Below are 16,988 nucleotides of genomic sequence, written 5' to 3'. Positions count from 1 at the left end.
ACCATGCAAAGTATTCTCACTTCCGCGTTTGTACAGGGAATGGTTAAAGCGACCAGTGATATGTGGCTAAAGGGTTGGGATGAGCGCAACGGCGGTAACGTTAGCCTGCGTCTGTTGCCAGAAGAAGTGCAGCCGTATACTGCGGATTTCTATGCTGAACCTCGTTGTATTGAACTCAGCAAACCTGCACCGGCACTGGCAAATGACTGGTTCCTGGTGACCGGATCCGGCAAGTTTTTCCGCAATGTTCAACTTGATCCCGCCGACAGTCTGGTGCTGCTGCAGGTCGATGACCGCGGGCTGTCGTACAAAATTCACTGGGGATTGAGCAATGGTGGCTTACCGACCTCAGAACTGGCTGCCCATTTCCAGTCGCACAGCGTGCGTAAGCAGGTGAGTCACGGTGCTGACCGTGTGATTATGCATTGTCACGCCACCCACTTTATGGCGCTGAGTTACGTGGTGGAGCTGGATTCCGCGCGCTTCACCCGCCTGTTATGGGAAGGCAGCACCGAATGTCTGGTCGTGTTCCCGGATGGCGTGGGTATTCTGCCGTGGATGGTCCCTGGCACCGATGGCATTGGTCAGGCAACGGCCGATGAAATGGCGACACATAGCCTGGTAATGTGGCCTTTCCACGGCATCTTTGGCGCGGGGCCGACGCTGGATGAGACCTTTGGTCTGATTGATACAGCGGAAAAATCCTCGGAAGTGGTAGTCAAAGCGTTGTCGATGGGAGGGATTCGCCAGAGTATTACCACGGAACAACTGATCGCGCTGGGAGAACGCTTTGGTGTCACCCCCTGGCAGGCGGCGTTGCAGGTGGAGCGGGCGAATGTTGCGTAGAGCCTTTGTCATGCAGGTCCATGCGGATTGCCATGAGGAGTACCTGCGCCGTCATTCGCCCATCTGGCCGGAGCTGGCTGAGACCCTCAAAGCGCATGGAGCGCATAATTACGCTATCTGGCTGGATGCAGAACGCCACTTGCTGTTTGCCAGCGTTGAGATTGAATCAGAAGCACGCTGGCAGGCGGTGGCACAAACCGAAGTCTGCCAGCGTTGGTGGGCATCAATGAAAGATCTGATGCCGTCCAACGCCGATAACAGCCCGGTAAGCGCAGCATTAAAACCGATGTTTTTCCTGCCCTAAGCCCGTGGCGGCGTGAACTCCCGCGCCGTCACGACCTTACTGAACAATAGCCCGCCAGAGCAGGCCAAATCGCCATTTGTGTATCAACGATTTGCTCTAAATCTTCCCGGCTAGCACCTTCACGGGCGCGCACTGACATTCCCTGGAGCACGCAGGCGAGAAAACTGGCAAGCGTAGTGGTATTGCTACAGGCAGGCAACTCACCCTGCTGCTGACGGGTTGCCAGGAACTGCTGTAACGCGTGTTCCTGCGCATGATGCTGCTGCTCCAGCATGCGTGCTACCTCTTCAGAACCGGCGGAAAGGGCGCTGGAAGTACAAATGAAAAAACAACCGGCCGGTTTGTCACACTCGGTGAAGCAGGCCGCGGTGGCGCGGAAATACGCCTCTATCGCTGACTTAACATCCAGCGCTACATCATTCAGCACGGCATTACGTTGTGCACTAAACCGTTCGATATAACGCTGCATGGCGGCCTTAAACAGGCCTTCTTTGTTTTCGAACTCAGCGTAGAGCGTGGGGGCTTTCGCACCTGTAGCGCTCACTAAATCCGCCAGCGAGGTGCCTTCATAACCGTGTGCCCAGAACAGCATCAACGCTTTATCCAGCGCATCATCGCGATCAAAGACTTTGGGTCTGCCACGACTTTTGCGGATCACCGGTTCACTTATCTGGCTCATACATCCTCACAACGGCGAAAACATATCATTAAATTACCGATCATTAAATTAATATGCAAGGGCAGCGGGTAAAGTGATGTCCACACTTTGCCCGTTTGTGCTTTTGATCGGAAAAACCGCCTGATCCGTCAAGTGTAGATCGACGCCAAAGCCCATACTCACGCCACTCCCATTAAAATAACGAGCGTTAATAAAATAGTTGACGCGCATACGGCTTTGGATTTAGCATTTACTTAACGGTTGTTAATTTAATGGCGACTGACCCTAATTTCATCTGCAAAGAGAGACAAATCATGAAAAGCATTAAACTGACCCTGGCCGCTGTGGCCCTGTCATCAATCGCGTTTGGAACCATGGCTGCTGATCTGGTGAGCGAAGCGCCAGTGAATCAACAACAAATTGGCGTGGTTAGTGCATCAGGTAGCACGGATTTGACATCGCTGGAGAATCAACTGGCGGAGAAGGCGAGTGCTGCCGGAGCAAAGTCTTTCCGCATCACTTCGACCTCTGGCAACAACAACCTGCATGGCACCGCAGAACTCTATAAATAAGAAGGGGCTGGCTTCAGATCACAGCGTATCTGAAGCCCTTTTTCGACTATCCGTTCGAACGCAACTGCGGATAGCGACGGAAGATGTAGATGCACCAGAACAATGCGACCAGACCAATTAATCCACCCACATTACCCACATCCGCCATGCTTAAATGCAGGCTGACCTGGTTCCCCAGCAGCGCCCCGGCACCAATGCCGATGTTATAAATGCCGGACATCAGCGACATTGCCACATCGGTCGCGTCCGGTGCCAGCGACAATACCCGCACCTGCATCGCCAGCCCGATCATCATCATGGCCATACCCCAGAAGATACAGAGCGTAGCAATGGCTGCCGGACGCACGGCGGCAAAGATCAACAAACCCATGCTCAAGGTAATCACGGCGATGGCCGCAATCAGCAGGGCTGAGGGATATTTATTGCCGAGGGTACTGAACAGCACGCTACCGATAATCCCCGCAGAGCCGAACAGTAGCAGTAACAAGGTGGTGAAGTTCTCCCCGGAATTCGCCACCACTTGCATAAAGGGTTCGATATAGCTGTAGGCGGTGTAATGGGCGGTCACCACCACTGTCACCAGCACATACATACTGACCAGCGCCGGTCGGCGAAACAGCATCGGTACGCTGCTGAGCGATCCGGTGTGTTCGCTTGGCAGACGCGGCAGAATACGCACCAGTAACACCAGCAGCACCAGAGCAGACAAACCAATCATGCCAAAGGTGGTGCGCCAGCCCAGATACTGACCTACGACGCGGCCAATCGGCACACCCAGGACCATCGCCAGCGCGGTGCCGGTTGCCAGCATACTCAGCGCCTGGGTCTTTTTACCCGCCGGAGCAACGCGTATCGCCAGCGACGCGGTAATTGACCAGAACACCGCATGGGCGAGGGCGATACCGATACGGGAGAGCACCAGTGAGGTGAAATCCCAGGCCACAGACGAAAGCACATGACTGGCGATAAACAGCACGAACAGAATCGATAGCAGCAGGCGGCGTTCAATATTGCGTGTCAGCAACATCAGCGGCAGCGATAACAGCGCCACTACCCAGGCATAGATGGTCAGCATGATGCCGACATCAGCCGTTTTCATCGAGTAACTGGCGGCGATATCTGACAATAAGCCGACCGGCACAAATTCGGTGGTATTAAAGACAAAAGCGGCAATGGCCAGCAGCACGACTCGTAGCCAGGCCGTTTTACGGGAGACGGTTGTTGATTGCATTAATTTCAGATCAGTCAGCAGCAAATGAAGGGCTAAAGACACCCATGTAAAGTGACATCCATCACAATTTATGCCTATTGTGATGGATTAAAACGCGGAGGGAAACCTTCTAAGCGCGTTTTATTGCTGAATATTTTTTATCGCCAACGCTAAAGTCAATAGCCTGAGGTTATCAACCGCGTTTGCGTGCCGGCATCATGCGCAACAGCGTGTTGTCTTTGAATACGTAATGGTGCAGTAATGCTGCGGCTGCATGCAGGCCGATTAACCAGTAACCGAGTGGAGCGAGGGTCTCATGCCAGCTGATCAGGCTATCGGCGAGATCAAAATTCGGGGTTGCACTGACGGGCATCACCACGCCAAATAATTGCCAGGGACGTCCATTCAGATACTTCGAGGTTACTCCCAAAATCGGCAATACCAGAAACAACGCGTACAGCAGAAGATGCATCAGGTGGGCTAAACCCTGTTGCCAGCGTGGCGGGGGTGGCAGGATATTGGGTGAAGCGTGACGATGGCGTAACACACCACGCGCCAGCATCAGTACCCATACTGATACACCGCAGCTATAGTGCGTCATTATCATCAGATTGCGCGCCCATGAACCACGCGGAACCAGACCGCGCAGTTCAATGGTGGTATAGGCAATAGCGATCAACAGCACTGTTAACCAGTGCAGGGCGATTTGTGACTTCGCGAATTTTTCCCGCATCAACGATCCAACCTGAAGCCAGTTTTAGTGTCTCTAACATAGCGAAATGCCGCAGGAAAACTTAACAAAACGGCGCACCGCTGCGACGGGATCCAGGCCGGGATTATCAGAGTCACACCAGGTGTTTTAGCGCCACGTTATTCTGAGTCGTCAGGTTTTTTTTTACCAAAACCGGACAGCAATGTTCGCAGCCCATGGCGCTGGGGAAAAATTTTCGCGCCTGTTGAATTGCGGCGTTCGCGGTATAAAAAGTTCCAAGAAAACGCCGTGCCGAGTCAGGTGGAAGGAAGGGACAGCCGGTGGCATGAACCACGTGATTGTCATTATAACCTGCGTGCTTATCGACATAATAATAGAGTCCCATCTGACTTCCTCGTTGCTGTGAAAAAAAAAGTCTAACAATAGTTGGAATAGAACAAATTATAGCTAGCAATTGATATTTTGTTTTGATTGGGACTAAAGGTTTATCAGGAAGTGTTTTTCGCGTGGGAAAACGGGGCGCAATGACCCCGTTATAAAGATGCAGGCTACTACAGTTTACGGCACTGCAAACGCCAGCCGACCAGCAAAGCCAGCACCAGCAGCATGCTGATAAACAGCGTGACGCCGCTCCAGCCAAAGCTATGCCAGAACACGCCACCTAAGGTACCGGCGACACTGGAACCCGCGTAGTAACTGAAGAGATAGAGGGATGATGCCTGGCCTTTTGCACGACGGGCGCGCGGACCAATCCAGCCGCTGGCAACCGAGTGAGCGGCAAAGAAACCTGCGGTAAACAGCATCATACCGGGCAGGATAATCCACAGCGTATTGAATGCTGTCAGTAATAATCCGCACAGCATGATGGCGGTAGCAGCAATCATCACCGGACCGCGTCCAAAGCGACTGGTCATGGCACCGGCTTTAGGCGAACTCCAGGAGCCAGTCAGATAGACCACAGAAAGCAATCCCACCACTGCCTGGCTGAGAAACCACGGGGCACTTAACAGGCGGTAGCCAATGTAGTTGAACAGGGTGACAAATGCGCCCATCAGCAGAAAACCTTCGGCGAACAATAGCGGCAAGCCCTTATCTCGCCAGTGCAGACGGAAATTGATCAGCAGGTTATGTGGACGCAGAGAAGCCGGGCGGAAATGACGCGAAGCAGGCAGGATTTTCCAGAACATCAACGCGGAAGCCAGCGAAAAACAGCCAATCACCCCAATGGCAATGCGCCATGAAAACAGATCGGTCAGCACCCCGGTCAGCAGACGTCCGCTCATCCCGCCAATCGAGTTACCGCTGATATACAGCCCCATCGAGAAGGCGATCACGCGTGGATGAATCTCTTCACTCAGGTAGGTCATCCCCACCGCAGCCACACCACTGAGCGATAAACCAATCAACGCACGCATCAGCAGGATGCCGTGCCAGCTGGTCATCATGGCAGAAATGACGGTACAGATGGCCGCCAGCATCAGCGCAGTGACCATCACCGATTTGCGACCAATAGCATCCGACAGCGGGCCGGTGACCAGCAATCCCAGTGCCATCAGGGCAGTCGAAAGCGACAACGAGATACTACTGGCCGCTGGCGATACACCAAACTGCTGGGAAAGCACGGGCAGAATAGGCTGGACGCAATAAAGCAGGGCAAAGGTGGCAAGACCGGCAGAGAACAGGGCAAGGGTAACACGCATAAATTGCGGCGAACCACGTTCAATCCATGTTGCTGATGCGGGAACTGAGGCAGGCACAACGGACACTTCGTCCTCATCGAGTGTCACAGCCTGAGAAGAGCGACTCACGGAAAATCCTTAAGATTATGAAGGTATTGATATCGTAGGAAAGTATGAATAGGTTGTACAATATATTAATAATCTCGAATGAGACGTTTAAAATATGAATATCGAACTGCGTCATCTGCGCTATTTCATTGCCGTGGCTGAAGAGTTGCATTTTGGTCGTGCTGCTCAGCGCCTGAATATTTCACAGCCGCCGCTCAGCCAGCAGATCCAGCAGCTGGAACAGGAAATTGGTGCGCAGCTGTTTACCCGTACCAATCGCAGCGTGCAACTGACCGCCGCCGGGCAGCAGTTTTTACTGGATGCGCGCGGGATCATGCTGCAGGTCGAACAGGCTGCCAGCCGTGCCGTCAGGTTACATAATGGTCAGGAAGGGGAGTTGCGCATCGGTTTTACCTCATCCGCACCTTTTACCGGGCTGGTGTCTGATGCGCTCTACCATTTCCGTCAGCGCTGGCCGGAGGTCCATATCCAGATGCAGGAGATCAACACCCGGCAGCAACTGGCACCGTTGCATGAAGGACGTCTCGACCTGGGTGTGATGCGCAATACACCGTTGCCTGCTGATTTGCAGCATCAATTGTTGCTGCGTGAGCCGCTCTGTGCGGTGGTGCATTGGGCGCATCCACTGGCCGATGCCGAGTCCATTTCCATCCAGGCGCTGGCCAATGAACCCTTTGTTTTCTTTGATCCCCAGGGCGGCACTGCCTTATATGGTGAGATTCTTGCCTTGCTGCATCGTTACCAGATCAAACCTTTTGTAACCCAGGAAGTCGGTGAGGCGATGACCATTCTCGGGTTGGTGGCGACCGGGTTGGGGGTGTCGATATTACCCGCATCGTTTCGCCGCGCACGGCTGGCTGATGTGGTATGGCTACCGCTACATGAAAGCGATGCGCTTTCGGAGGTATGGCTGGTGTGGTCATCCACCCGCGAACCCAGCGCGCAGATGGCGAATATGATGATGCTTTTACAGCGCAACGCCGAAACTTAATCCAGTGGGTGAGAAAAACACCAGGCTTTATGTGCGATAAATCACATATCTAATCAAATATTTGGCGCTATCCGCCATTCTGCCGCACCATAGTTGCTATTTATTTAGAAGCGCGAAAATAACCGGGAGCAGGGCGTGAATCAGGACAGTCAACCTGGCCACATTGACCAGATAAAGCAGACCAATGCAGGCGTGGTTTACCGACTGATCGATCATTTCGGCCCGATTTCGCGTATTGAACTTTCTAAGCGCGCCCAACTGGCTCCTGCCAGCATCACCAAAATCGTCCGTGAAATGCTGGATGCACATCTGGTTCAGGAAACCGAGTTTCAGGAAGCGGGCAGCCGTGGACGTCCGGCTATCGGCCTGCTGCTGGATACTCTGGCCTGGCACTATCTGGCGGTACGTATTCAGCCTGGTCACATCACCCTGACATTGCGCGACCTCAGCAGCCGAGCCTTGCAGGAGGAGCGTCTGCCACTGATCGTCGGCCCGGACAAACCGTTGTTGCAGGAGCTGCTGGAACTGATCGATGCCTTTTTTATCCGTCATCAGAAAAAACTGGAGCGCCTGACGGCTATCGCCATCACGCTGCCGGGCCTGATTAACGCCGCATCCGGCGTTGTGCACCGTATCCCCGGTTACGATATTGAGGATATGCCGCTGGGCGAGACCCTGTCGCAACGTAGTGGTGTGCCGGTTTTCGTGCAGCATGATATTTCCGCCTGGACCCTGGCTGAATCGCTGTTTGGCGCATCACGCGGGGCGCAGGACGTGATTCAGATTGTAATTGATGAAACCGTGGGAGCCGGGGTGATTACCGGTGGACAATTGCTGCACAAGAGCGGGCGGGCGCTGGTGGAAATTGGTCACACGCAAATTGATCCTTATGGTCAGCAGTGTTACTGCGGTAATCATGGCTGCCTGGAAACCGTCGCCAGCATTGGCAGTTTGCTCAATCTGGCGAAATTGCGCCTGCCGACCCAGCCGGAGAGCCGCCTGCACGCGGCCCCGCTGACGATTGAAACCCTGTGCCAGGCAGCACAGCAGGGCGACCGTCTGGCGACTGATGTCATTGCCGGGGTCGGGCATCATATTGGCCGCATGCTGGCAATGATGGTTAATATCTTCAATCCACGCCAAATTCTCATCGGTTCTCCCCTCAATCAGGCCGCTGACGTCCTGTTTCCTGCCGTCAGCAGCACCATTCGCCAGCAGGCATTACCGGCTTACAGCGATGAAATCCAGCTTGCCCCCACCGTGTTTAACGATCCCGGCACCTTAGGGGCTGCGGCGTTAATCAAAGATGCCCTTTATTCCGGTCATTTACTGGTAAAACTGCTCCAGGGTTGATTAGCTCGCCCTAAGTTTGCGCTAACGCAATCTGTCAGGTACGACATTTACTTACACTGCCCCTTCGTCACCTCTGGTTCACATCGCTATAACGAAGGAGGAGAGGGTGAAAACACTCTTTATCACCGGTACCGACACCGCGGTGGGCAAAACCGTGGTTTCCCGCGCGCTGCTGCAGTGCTTTGCACAGGCAGGTCAGTGCGCTGTGGGTTATAAGCCCATTGCTAAAAGCGCAAAACAGACTCCTGAGGGCTTGCGTAACAAGGATGCACTGTTATTGCAGCAGGCTTCTGGCCTGGCATTACCTTATGCCGCGATCAATCCTATTACTTTGGAAGAGGATGAAATCAGCACCAGTCCCACCCATCAAATTGATTATCCGCTGCTCAGTAAAGGGCTGGCTGCCTTGCGGGAGCGCGCCCCGCATGTGGTGGTTGAGGGAACGGGCGGCTGGCGCTGCCTGATGAATGATCTGCAACCGCTCTCAAGCTGGGTAAAACAGGAGCAGTTGCCGGTGATTCTGGTGGTCGGGATTAAAGAAGGATGCATCAGCCATGCTTTACTGACTGCCGAGGCCATAGCACAGGATGGTCTGCCGCTGGTGGGTTGGGTTGCCAATCGCATCAACCCTGGACTGGCACATTATGCTGAAATCATTGATGTACTGAGTGAAAAGCTGGCCGCACCGTTAGTGGGTGAATTGCCCTATCTGCCGCGTGCGGAACAGCGTGATCTGAGTGGTTACCTCGATCTTTCGCTGCTGGATAACCGTCTGTCGCACAACGACAGTGCAAAACCAGCAGCCTGATGAAACGAAAAGTGGCAAATGCGTAGTGGCTGAATCTAAGGTTGCAGATTCAGCCGCCTTTTTTATCAAATTAATCCCCTTTAAATTCAACATCCTGCCAAAAATATCACTTAAACTTATTGCTCTGGCGTGATTCATGCATCAGCTGACCTGATGAATTTACTGCCGGAGCACCGTTATGTCGCACTCAGATGAAAAAGGTTTGCTGTACGGGCTGGAAGCACGCATAGGCCCAGTCCCCGCATTTTTTGCCGCACTGCAACATGTGTTGGCCAGCGTAGTGGGGATCATCACGCCACCGCTGATTATTGGTTCGGTACTGGGATTACAGGCTTATATTCCTTATCTGATTAGTATGTCGTTACTGGTCTCTGGTTTGGGTACCTTTATTCAGGCGCGGCGTTTTATGGGCATCGGTGCTGGGATGATCTGTTTACAGGGCACCAGTTTTGCCTTCCTTGGTGTGATCCTGTCTGGCGGCCTGATGGTGAAAGCACGCGGCGGATCGCCGGAAGAGATCATGGCGATGATCTTTGGTTGCAACCTGATCGCCGCGCTGATCCCGATGCTGATCAGCCGCTGTATCGCGCCGTTGCGTAAAGTGTTAACGCCAGTGGTGACTGGCACTGTGATCACCCTGATTGGCATCAGCCTGATAAAAGTCAGCATCACTGACTGGGCCGGTGGTCATAACGCGGCTGACTTCGGCGCTCCGTGGAACCTGGCGCTGGGCGCACTGACGTTGTTGGTGATTGTGGCACTCAACCGTTCACGTAACCGCTGGGCACGACTGATTGCAGTGGTGGCGGGCATCGCCGTCGGTTGTATTGCTGCCGCACTGACTGGCCATCTGCAACTGAAACCGATGGCAACCAGCAGCTGGCTGGTGATGCCGGGCTTTTTCCGCTTTGGCTTCAACTTCGACTGGGCGATCTTTGTGCCGATTGCGCTGGTTTCTGTGATTAGCGTTATCGAAGCCGTTGGGGATCTCACCGCAAACTGCCTGCTGTCGCGCCAGCCGATTGAGGGAGAGGGCTTCCAGCGGCGTTTGCAGGGCGGTATCCTGGCGGATGGCATCAGCTGCGTGCTGGCCGCGATGTTCTCTGCTTTCCCGAACACCACCTTCGCGCAGAATAACGGTGTCATTCAGATGACCGGCGTCGCCAGCCGTTATGTTGGCATGGTGATTGGTCTGATGCTGGTGTTGCTGGGCGTGTTCCCGGTGATTGGCAATCTGTTGCAGCAAATTCCGCCGCCGGTATTGGGTGGAGCAACGCTGGTGATGTTCGGTAGCGTAGTCGCTGCGGGGATCCGCGTGATGACGCAGACGCCGCTGGGACGGCGTGAAATGCTGATCGTGGCGGTGTCATTTGGTCTGGGTCTGGGAGTAGAAGCGGTACCGGATGTGCTGAAACAATTCCCGATGATCATCACCAATTTGTTTGGCCATGCGGTGACCACCGGCGGCATCCTGGCGATTGTGCTCAACGTGATGCTGCCATCAGAGCAGAACAACGCAGCACTGACGACTGCAGCAGAGGACTCCCATTAAACACTGACGTAGCGGCGCGATTTATCGCGCGGGTTTTTCCCGCATCGTGCACGGGATTGCGCGATAAATCGCGCCGCTACGGATCAGTGCAGTTAAGGATTTAACCGCCGACGTGTCCGTCCCGAACTTAAATAGTCCGCAATATAATCCTGCGAAATCTCCCCGCTGTAACGGCCATCCTCATCGACAATCGGCATCCATACCAGATTGTGTTCATACAATTTGGACAGGACGACACGCAGGTTCTCTTCGGCTTTGCCGGTGACGGTAAAGGTATGCAGCATTTCTTCACAGCGTCCATTGGCCCCGCGTGCTTCGCGGCGTTTCACAAAGCCCAGCGGCTTACCATCATTATCTACCACCGTTACCGAGCGCATATCGTTATCATCCATGGTGGCGAAGGCTTCCTGTAGCGGGGTGCTGCGCTGTACGGTAATAGTCGGCTGCTGATCGGTGACGTCACCCGCCTGCACCAGCAACAAACGTTTCAGGGTGCGGTCCTGGCCGACAAACGATCCAACAAAATCATTCGCCGGTTTCGCCAGCAATTCATCCGGGCTGGCGCACTGCACAATTTTGCCCTGTCCAAACACCGCAATGCGGTCACCGAGCTTCAATGCCTCGTCGATATCGTGGCTGACCAGCATGACCGTCTTCTTTAATTGCCGTTGCATGTCGAGGAACTCATTCTGGATCACCTCGCGGTTAATCGGGTCAACGGCACCGAAAGGTTCATCCATCAGCAGCACCGGCGGATCCGCCGCCAGCGCGCGGATCACGCCGATCCTCTGCTGCTGGCCACCGGACATCTCGCGCGGGTAGCGATGCAGGAATTTTGTCGGATCGAGCGCCACCATGCTCATCAGCTCGGTAGCGCGTTCACGGCAACGCTTTTTATCCCAGCCCAGCATGCGGGGCACCACGGTGATGTTCTCTTCAATCGTCATATTGGGGAACAAACCAATCTGCTGGATCACATAGCCGATATTGCGGCGTAGCGTCACGGTATCCTGCATGCTGGTGTCTTCACCATTGATCAAAATTCTGCCGCTGGTTGCGGGAATCAGTCGGTTTATCATTTTCAGCGTGGTGGTTTTGCCGCAGCCAGAAGGACCGAGCAGCACACACATTTCCCCGGCGGGAACCTCCAGGCTGACGTTATCAACAGCATTGAAGCGAGAGCCGTTTTTCTGGGTAAAGGTTTTCGTCAGGTTTTCCAGTTTTATCATTATCGAATCCCCTTAGGAGTCAGCGCCGACTGCAAACGATGCAGCAGCCAGTCAAGTACAATAGCCAGCACACAAATCATCAACGCACCGGCAATCAACATCCGCACATCGCTGCCGCTGATGCCATCCAGCAGTTGCAGGCCCAAACCACCCGCACCGATCACTGCGGCAATCGCCATCACGCCGACATTCATCACCACGGCGGTGCGGATACCACCAAAAATCACCGGCAATGCCATGGGGATCTCGACCCAGCGCAGGCGCTGCCAGAAGGTCATGCCAATGCCCCGTCCCGCCTCACGCAGACCCGGTGGTAAGTTCTCTAGCGCGGTATGGGTGTTACGCACAATTGGCAGCAGTGAATAAAGAAACACGGCGGTGATGGCAGGCAGGGCACCAATACCCTGACCGATCAGCGAAAACAGCGGAATCATCAGACCAAACAGCGCGATGGTCGGAATAGTCAGCACAATGGTGGCAATGCCCAATACCGGCGTCGCCAGCCATTTAAAGCGCACAATCAAAATGCCGAGCGGCACGCCAACGACAATGGTAAAACCCACCGCCACCAGCACCAGCCAGGTATGCTGCCAGGTCAGGGCCAGCAGGGTGTCCCAGTTATCCATGATGTAATGCAGGGTATCCATAGCGCCTCCTTACAGCATGTTTTTGGATTGAAGGAAATCACGCGCCACCTGTTCAGGAGACTGGTGATCGATATCGACGCGTTTATTCATCTCAGTGATCGCCTCGTCTGTGATCAACGGTGACAACTGATTCAGCGCCGCTGCCAGCCCTGGATGGCTCTCCAGCACATCTTTACGCACCACTGGCGTGACGTTGTAACTTGGGAAGAAGTGCTTATCATCTTCCAGCACCTTGAGATCAAAGCCTTTGACGCGTCCGTCGGTGGTATAGATCAGGCCAGCATCAACAAAGCCTTCCAGCACCGCGTTGTACACCAGACCGGGGTCCATCTGTCGAATCTGTGGGCGGTCAAGCGGCATGTTATAGGCCTTCTGTAACGGCTTGAGGCCATCAGAGCGCCCGGCAAACTCCAGGTCCAGCCCCAGCTTCCAGTTATGATCCGGGTCGGTCTTACGAATCTGCTCCAGCTTTGCCACCAGCTGCGACATAGTGCTGATACCTTCCTTGTCAGCACGTTCGCGTTTCATGGCGAAGGCGTAGGTATTGTTCATGGGTGCCGGGTCCAGCCAGATCAGCCCCAGCTTACCGTCGAGATCTTTCACCGTTTGATAGGCCTGTTGTGACGACATCGGCTTATTGATGTGGTTAAAGATGATCAGTGACGTCCCGGTATATTCCCAGGTCATATCAATCTGTTTGTTGATCATCGCATTACGACCAATGGTGGTGGCGATATTGGTTTTTGGGATCACCTGAAAACCTTTCTTTTGCAGCCACAACACCGTCATAGCGGAAAGGATGTGCTGCTCGGTAAAACTTTTGGTCGCCATCACGATGGGAGTGGCAGCCGCAGCGGCCTGGCTGAGTGCCAGGGTTGCGGTCAGCGCCAGCGCAGTGCGTTTCGCCCAGCGCGCCAGCAGGTTGGCAGTGGCCATCACAAGACTCCTGTGGTTATGCCGCTGAGTGCGGGCTGAGGATGCGTCCCACTGCGGCAAGCAGCATATCGAGGATCAGCGCAAACAGGGCGGTTGCCGCTGCACCGAGGATCAGCGTTGGGAAATCGTTGAGATAGATGCCCGGAAAAATCAGCTCGCCGTAGCTGCTGGCACCAATCAAAAACGCCAGTGGTGCCGTGCCAACATTGATGGCGGTGGCAATCCGTACCCCGGTGAGGATCACCGGCAGCGCATTGGGGATTTCCACCTGGCGTAAACGCTGAAATTTGGTCATGCCAATACCGTTGGCGGCTTCGAGCAGCGAAGGGGGTACCGCGCTCAGTCCAGCAAAGGTATTCCGCACGATAGGCAGCAGAGAGGCGAGGAACAGCGCAATTAACGCCGGGCGATCGCCGATGCCGACAATCACCATCGCCAGGGCTAGCACAGCCAGTGGCGGCAACGTGTTGCCGACGTTGAAAATCTGCATCACGTACTCGGCCCAGCGCCGGGCAAACGGACGGCTTAGCAAAATACCGCTGGGAATGCCGACCAGCAGCGCGAAGAACATCGACCAGAACACCAAAAATAGATGCTGTTGCCCAAGGTAGAGTAAATCCACCCGGCGGGCGCGCAGCGTATCCAGCCCGAGTCCCCAGACCAGCAGCCCAACCACCACCAAAATGGCAAGCACTGCCAACCCGGCTCGTCGGGCAAGCGATGCGTTTTGCATAGCGTGCTTCTCCCTGAATCATAAAAGCGTTGAAAAAATTAAGATTGCAGATAAAACGACTTCTTAATGTCACTTTTCCAGTGAAAACCGGGAAAGGGGTTTTAGACCTATAGCAACCTAAAACGAAACATGCCAGTTTTCAGGGGAAAATCAGACAGATAGAAAAAGGGGAAAAAATGGGTTCAGGCCGCATGAAATCAGGCAATTTATGACAATAAAAAAAATTCATCGAATTGTGTGACAATGTCACAACAGGGCGCACGCAGAGGAAATTGACGACGGCAAATTTCGTCTAGCTTTGAGACAAAGGAAGGTAAAAAAATGACTGAGAGCGCAGAAATACAAACGGGAAACCGCCACTGGATCCTCATAGCCTGCATGCTGGCTATGTTTATGGCGGCAATTGAGGTCACCATTGTGGCGACGGCGATGCCCACCATCATTGCCGATCTGGGCGGCTTCTCGCAGTTTGGCTGGGTTTTCTCCATTTATCTGCTCACCCAGGCGGTGACGGTGCCGCTTTACGGGCGGCTGGCAGATATGTGGGGCCGAAAAACGCTATTTTTTGTTGGCGTTTCGCTGTTCCTGATCGGGTCGGTGCTGTGTGGCTTTGCCCACAGCATGACATGGCTGATTCTGTTCCGTGCTTTTCAGGGGATGGGGGCGGGAGCCATCATGCCGCTGACCACCACCATCGTCGCGGACATCTACTCGCCGCGCGAACGCGCCAGTGTGCAGGGCTGGCTTTCCAGCGTCTGGGGAGTGGCGGCAATACTCGGCCCGCTGAGCGGTGCCTGGCTGGTGCAGCACTTCAGTTGGGCGGTGATTTTCTGGGTCAACGTGCCGATTGGGTTGCTCTCCATGCTGCTGCTGGCGCGATTCCTTCCCGCACGTGAACAACAACAACCTTGTGCATTGAACATCACCGGCTGCGCCTGGCTAATGCTCAGCGTCAGCGCGTTACTGATCGCCTTGTTGCAGGCAGAAGTGCTGGGCTACTGGTTACTGTTTTTCGTGTTGATGGCGTTTATCGCCGCGTTTTTCCTCAAACGTCATGAGCAACGTGCGGCGGCCCCCCTGTTCCCGCTGGCCATCTGGCGCAGCCGGTTAATTGTGGCGGGCAATGCGGGCAATCTGATTATCGGGGCAGCGATGATGGGGATCAGCGCTTTCCTGCCCACCTGGATTCAGGGCATTACCGGTGGCACACCGTTACAGGCGGGCAGTGCGCTGGCGATGATGTCGATTGGCTGGCCACTCGCCAGCACCCTGAGTGGGCGTCTGATGCTGATGACCTCTTACCGCTTTACCGCCCAGTTGGGGGCGCTATTATTAATTGCCGGTAGTGCGTTGCTGCTGCTGTTGCGCGCCGACAGCAGCATTTTGCAGGCTGGACTCACCGCTTTTGTCATCGGCACGGGCATGGGGATGACCAGCACCACCTTCCTGGTTTCGGTACAAAACCATGCGCATTACGAGATTCGCGGTATCTGTACCGCGTCGATTATGTTTAGCAGGATGCTGGGTTCGGCGATTGGGACGGCGCTGATGGGGGCGGTGCTGAATTATAACCTGATGCTACGGCTGCCGCAGGCCAGCGATCCGATGCAAAAAATCATGTCGCATGATAGCCGCCAGGCATTGCCATACGGCACATTGCAGGAGTGGATAGCCCAGATCGCCAGTTCGTTGCATTGGGTGTTTGTGGTGGCGCTGCTGATTGCCAGCCTGACACTGTGGATTGCGTGGCTGATGCCGCATCAGCGGCCGGAGAATGAGTAGCGGCGTGCAAAGCCGCGCCGCTACAGGGTATGTTTACTGTGAAGATGAGTCCTGTGAGCTGCCCGCAGCATTGGGTTCGTTGCTGTCAGCGTCGTGGTTCAGCTTTTTGTAGACAATTTTCTGACTGTCGTTTTCGCAATGGCCCACAACCTGGCCACCTGCCTGATCGGCCTGATCGTTCGCGACGATATCCAGGGTAAAATCTGACTCGGCTACGCCGTTACTGATGATTTTTTTGCTGATATCTGCTTTTACGCTTTCACAGGAGGCCTGTGCCAGCATCGGCAATGCCAGCAGGGACAACAATACAACGGCTACACGTTTATTCATCACACACTCCTTTGGTTTTTATTCCCTTGATGACTATAGCAGCATCAGCGGCTTATGGTGCGACCGGGCGACCGGTGCGACGATCCAGACAGCGCAGGGTATTAGGTTCCCAGTAGGCGTTGACGTTATAGCTTTTTTCACAGGAGTCGCGGGTATCAAACGCTTTGTCAGCCTTATCGAACTCTTTCTCGACGCGGGTGTTGACCTTGTTGCGCAGGTTGCGGGTGTCATTCCATTGTTCCTTACTCTGACGTGCCGCCTCATTGCTGGCAGCGCTGTTGCCGTTTTCAATGATCAGCTTATCAGTCTGCGCGGAAGCCATAGGGGCAGCCAGCAGTACGCTGGAGGTCAGTACCGCAGCCAGTAGTGCGGGAAACAGTTTTTTCATCATCTTTTCCTTCAGTTAACGCCAGCACAGCCGCGATGGTGGCTGTAACAACAATGGTCGCTAGTATATCATCGCTGCTTCTTTACTCACCAGCGGTGAGGCATTCGTTGAGACTTTTGAGAGACTTTT

Annotated in this window: 19 protein-coding genes; 8 read left to right on the top strand and 11 right to left on the bottom strand. The window is 54.4% G+C overall.

The annotated features are described in order from the left end of the window. Positions 1 to 3: 3 nt before the first annotated feature. Together rhaD and rhaM are read left to right on the top strand one after the other, a co-directional pair. On the top strand, positions 4 to 846 hold the full coding sequence (gene rhaD, locus AC6I8X_RS10230) for a rhamnulose-1-phosphate aldolase (protein ID WP_497839743.1): 843 nt from the start codon (positions 4 to 6) through the stop codon (positions 844 to 846). Then, a complete protein-coding gene (gene rhaM / locus AC6I8X_RS10225) occupies positions 836 to 1,150 on the top strand; it encodes an L-rhamnose mutarotase (RefSeq protein WP_313689240.1) in 315 nt (104 codons plus the stop codon). Before rhaD ends, rhaM begins: the two co-directional genes overlap by 11 nt. A gap of 28 nt (positions 1,151 to 1,178) precedes the next feature. On the opposite strand, the gene AC6I8X_RS10220 is transcribed toward rhaM, so the two are convergent. Beyond that, on the bottom strand, positions 1,179 to 1,829 hold the full coding sequence (locus AC6I8X_RS10220) for a TetR/AcrR family transcriptional regulator (RefSeq protein ID WP_497839742.1): 651 nt from the start codon (positions 1,827 to 1,829) through the stop codon (positions 1,179 to 1,181). Between the two features lie 293 nt (positions 1,830 to 2,122). On the opposite strand from AC6I8X_RS10220, the gene bhsA reads away from it, so the two are divergent. Continuing rightward, complete coding sequence (gene bhsA / locus AC6I8X_RS10215; RefSeq protein WP_021183187.1) at positions 2,123 to 2,380, top strand: multiple stress resistance protein BhsA; 258 nt, start codon at positions 2,123 to 2,125, stop codon at positions 2,378 to 2,380. A 46-nt stretch (positions 2,381 to 2,426) separates the two neighbouring features. Here bhsA and AC6I8X_RS10210 read toward each other — a convergent pair whose 3' ends face one another. The 4 genes from AC6I8X_RS10210 to ynfM form a co-directional block, all read right to left on the bottom strand. Then, positions 2,427 to 3,611: a sugar transporter gene (locus AC6I8X_RS10210; RefSeq protein WP_497839741.1), complete on the bottom strand. Its 1,185-nt coding sequence runs from the start codon at positions 3,609 to 3,611 to the stop codon at positions 2,427 to 2,429. A 172-nt stretch (positions 3,612 to 3,783) separates the two neighbouring features. Then, on the bottom strand, positions 3,784 to 4,323 hold the full coding sequence (cybB, locus tag AC6I8X_RS10205; protein WP_313688262.1) for a cytochrome b561: 540 nt from the start codon (positions 4,321 to 4,323) through the stop codon (positions 3,784 to 3,786). 112 nt (positions 4,324 to 4,435) lie between these two features. Then, a complete protein-coding gene (locus AC6I8X_RS10200; protein WP_497839740.1) occupies positions 4,436 to 4,687 on the bottom strand; it encodes a hypothetical protein in 252 nt (83 codons plus the stop codon). 166 nt (positions 4,688 to 4,853) lie between these two features. Then, positions 4,854 to 6,110 (bottom strand): multidrug efflux MFS transporter YnfM/SxtP(Kp), encoded by a 1,257-nt coding sequence (gene ynfM / locus AC6I8X_RS10195; protein WP_084874905.1) that lies wholly within the window; start codon positions 6,108 to 6,110, stop codon positions 4,854 to 4,856. A gap of 94 nt (positions 6,111 to 6,204) precedes the next feature. On the opposite strand from ynfM, the gene AC6I8X_RS10190 reads away from it, so the two are divergent. The 4 genes from AC6I8X_RS10190 to AC6I8X_RS10175 all read left to right on the top strand — a co-directional run bounded on the left by AC6I8X_RS10190 (position 6,205) and on the right by AC6I8X_RS10175 (position 10,814). Then, entirely contained in the window at positions 6,205 to 7,101 is an 897-nt protein-coding gene (locus AC6I8X_RS10190; RefSeq protein ID WP_497839739.1) for a LysR family transcriptional regulator, read from the top strand. A 135-nt stretch (positions 7,102 to 7,236) separates the two neighbouring features. Further along, positions 7,237 to 8,454 carry a sugar metabolism global transcriptional regulator Mlc gene (gene mlc / locus AC6I8X_RS10185; protein WP_313688267.1) on the top strand — a complete coding sequence of 406 codons (1,218 nt, stop codon included), beginning with the start codon at positions 7,237 to 7,239 and terminating at the stop codon, positions 8,452 to 8,454. Between the two features lie 106 nt (positions 8,455 to 8,560). After that, positions 8,561 to 9,262 carry a dethiobiotin synthase gene (gene bioD / locus AC6I8X_RS10180; protein WP_497839738.1) on the top strand — a complete coding sequence of 234 codons (702 nt, stop codon included), beginning with the start codon at positions 8,561 to 8,563 and terminating at the stop codon, positions 9,260 to 9,262. Between the two features lie 178 nt (positions 9,263 to 9,440). Beyond that, a complete protein-coding gene (locus AC6I8X_RS10175; protein ID WP_497839737.1) occupies positions 9,441 to 10,814 on the top strand; it encodes a nucleobase:cation symporter-2 family protein in 1,374 nt (457 codons plus the stop codon). A gap of 92 nt (positions 10,815 to 10,906) precedes the next feature. Here AC6I8X_RS10175 and osmV read toward each other — a convergent pair whose 3' ends face one another. Genes osmV through AC6I8X_RS10155 form a run of 4 tightly spaced genes read right to left on the bottom strand, consistent with a single transcriptional unit; the run spans position 10,907 to position 14,359 of the window. Beyond that, positions 10,907 to 12,043 carry an osmoprotectant ABC transporter ATP-binding protein OsmV gene (gene osmV / locus AC6I8X_RS10170; protein WP_497839736.1) on the bottom strand — a complete coding sequence of 379 codons (1,137 nt, stop codon included), beginning with the start codon at positions 12,041 to 12,043 and terminating at the stop codon, positions 10,907 to 10,909. After that, complete coding sequence (gene osmW, locus AC6I8X_RS10165) at positions 12,043 to 12,690, bottom strand: osmoprotectant ABC transporter permease OsmW (RefSeq protein WP_497839735.1); 648 nt, start codon at positions 12,688 to 12,690, stop codon at positions 12,043 to 12,045. Before osmW ends, osmV begins: the two co-directional genes overlap by 1 nt. A gap of 9 nt (positions 12,691 to 12,699) precedes the next feature. Further along, a complete protein-coding gene (locus AC6I8X_RS10160; RefSeq protein ID WP_409521805.1) occupies positions 12,700 to 13,626 on the bottom strand; it encodes a glycine betaine ABC transporter substrate-binding protein in 927 nt (308 codons plus the stop codon). 16 nt (positions 13,627 to 13,642) lie between these two features. Beyond that, the gene (locus tag AC6I8X_RS10155; RefSeq protein ID WP_497839734.1) at positions 13,643 to 14,359 is read right to left on the bottom strand and encodes an ABC transporter permease; all 717 of its coding nucleotides are present in this window, start codon (positions 14,357 to 14,359) and stop codon (positions 13,643 to 13,645) included. Between the two features lie 321 nt (positions 14,360 to 14,680). On the opposite strand from AC6I8X_RS10155, the gene AC6I8X_RS10150 reads away from it, so the two are divergent. Continuing rightward, positions 14,681 to 16,141 carry an MDR family MFS transporter gene (locus AC6I8X_RS10150; protein WP_497839733.1) on the top strand — a complete coding sequence of 487 codons (1,461 nt, stop codon included), beginning with the start codon at positions 14,681 to 14,683 and terminating at the stop codon, positions 16,139 to 16,141. Between the two features lie 33 nt (positions 16,142 to 16,174). On the opposite strand, the gene AC6I8X_RS10145 is transcribed toward AC6I8X_RS10150, so the two are convergent. Both AC6I8X_RS10145 and AC6I8X_RS10140 read right to left on the bottom strand, forming a co-directional pair. Further along, a complete protein-coding gene (locus AC6I8X_RS10145) occupies positions 16,175 to 16,471 on the bottom strand; it encodes a DUF1161 domain-containing protein (protein ID WP_299449234.1) in 297 nt (98 codons plus the stop codon). Positions 16,472 to 16,523: 52 nt separating this feature from the next. Further along, a complete protein-coding gene (locus tag AC6I8X_RS10140) occupies positions 16,524 to 16,859 on the bottom strand; it encodes a DUF1283 family protein (RefSeq protein ID WP_299449254.1) in 336 nt (111 codons plus the stop codon). Positions 16,860 to 16,988: the final 129 nt, after the last annotated feature.

It is taken from the genome of Pantoea sp. X-Soil-TKNS-1280 (assembly GCF_059730475.1).
The sequence above is the reverse complement of the archived record's forward strand: the minus strand, read 5'-3'. Positions and strand labels throughout refer to the sequence as shown.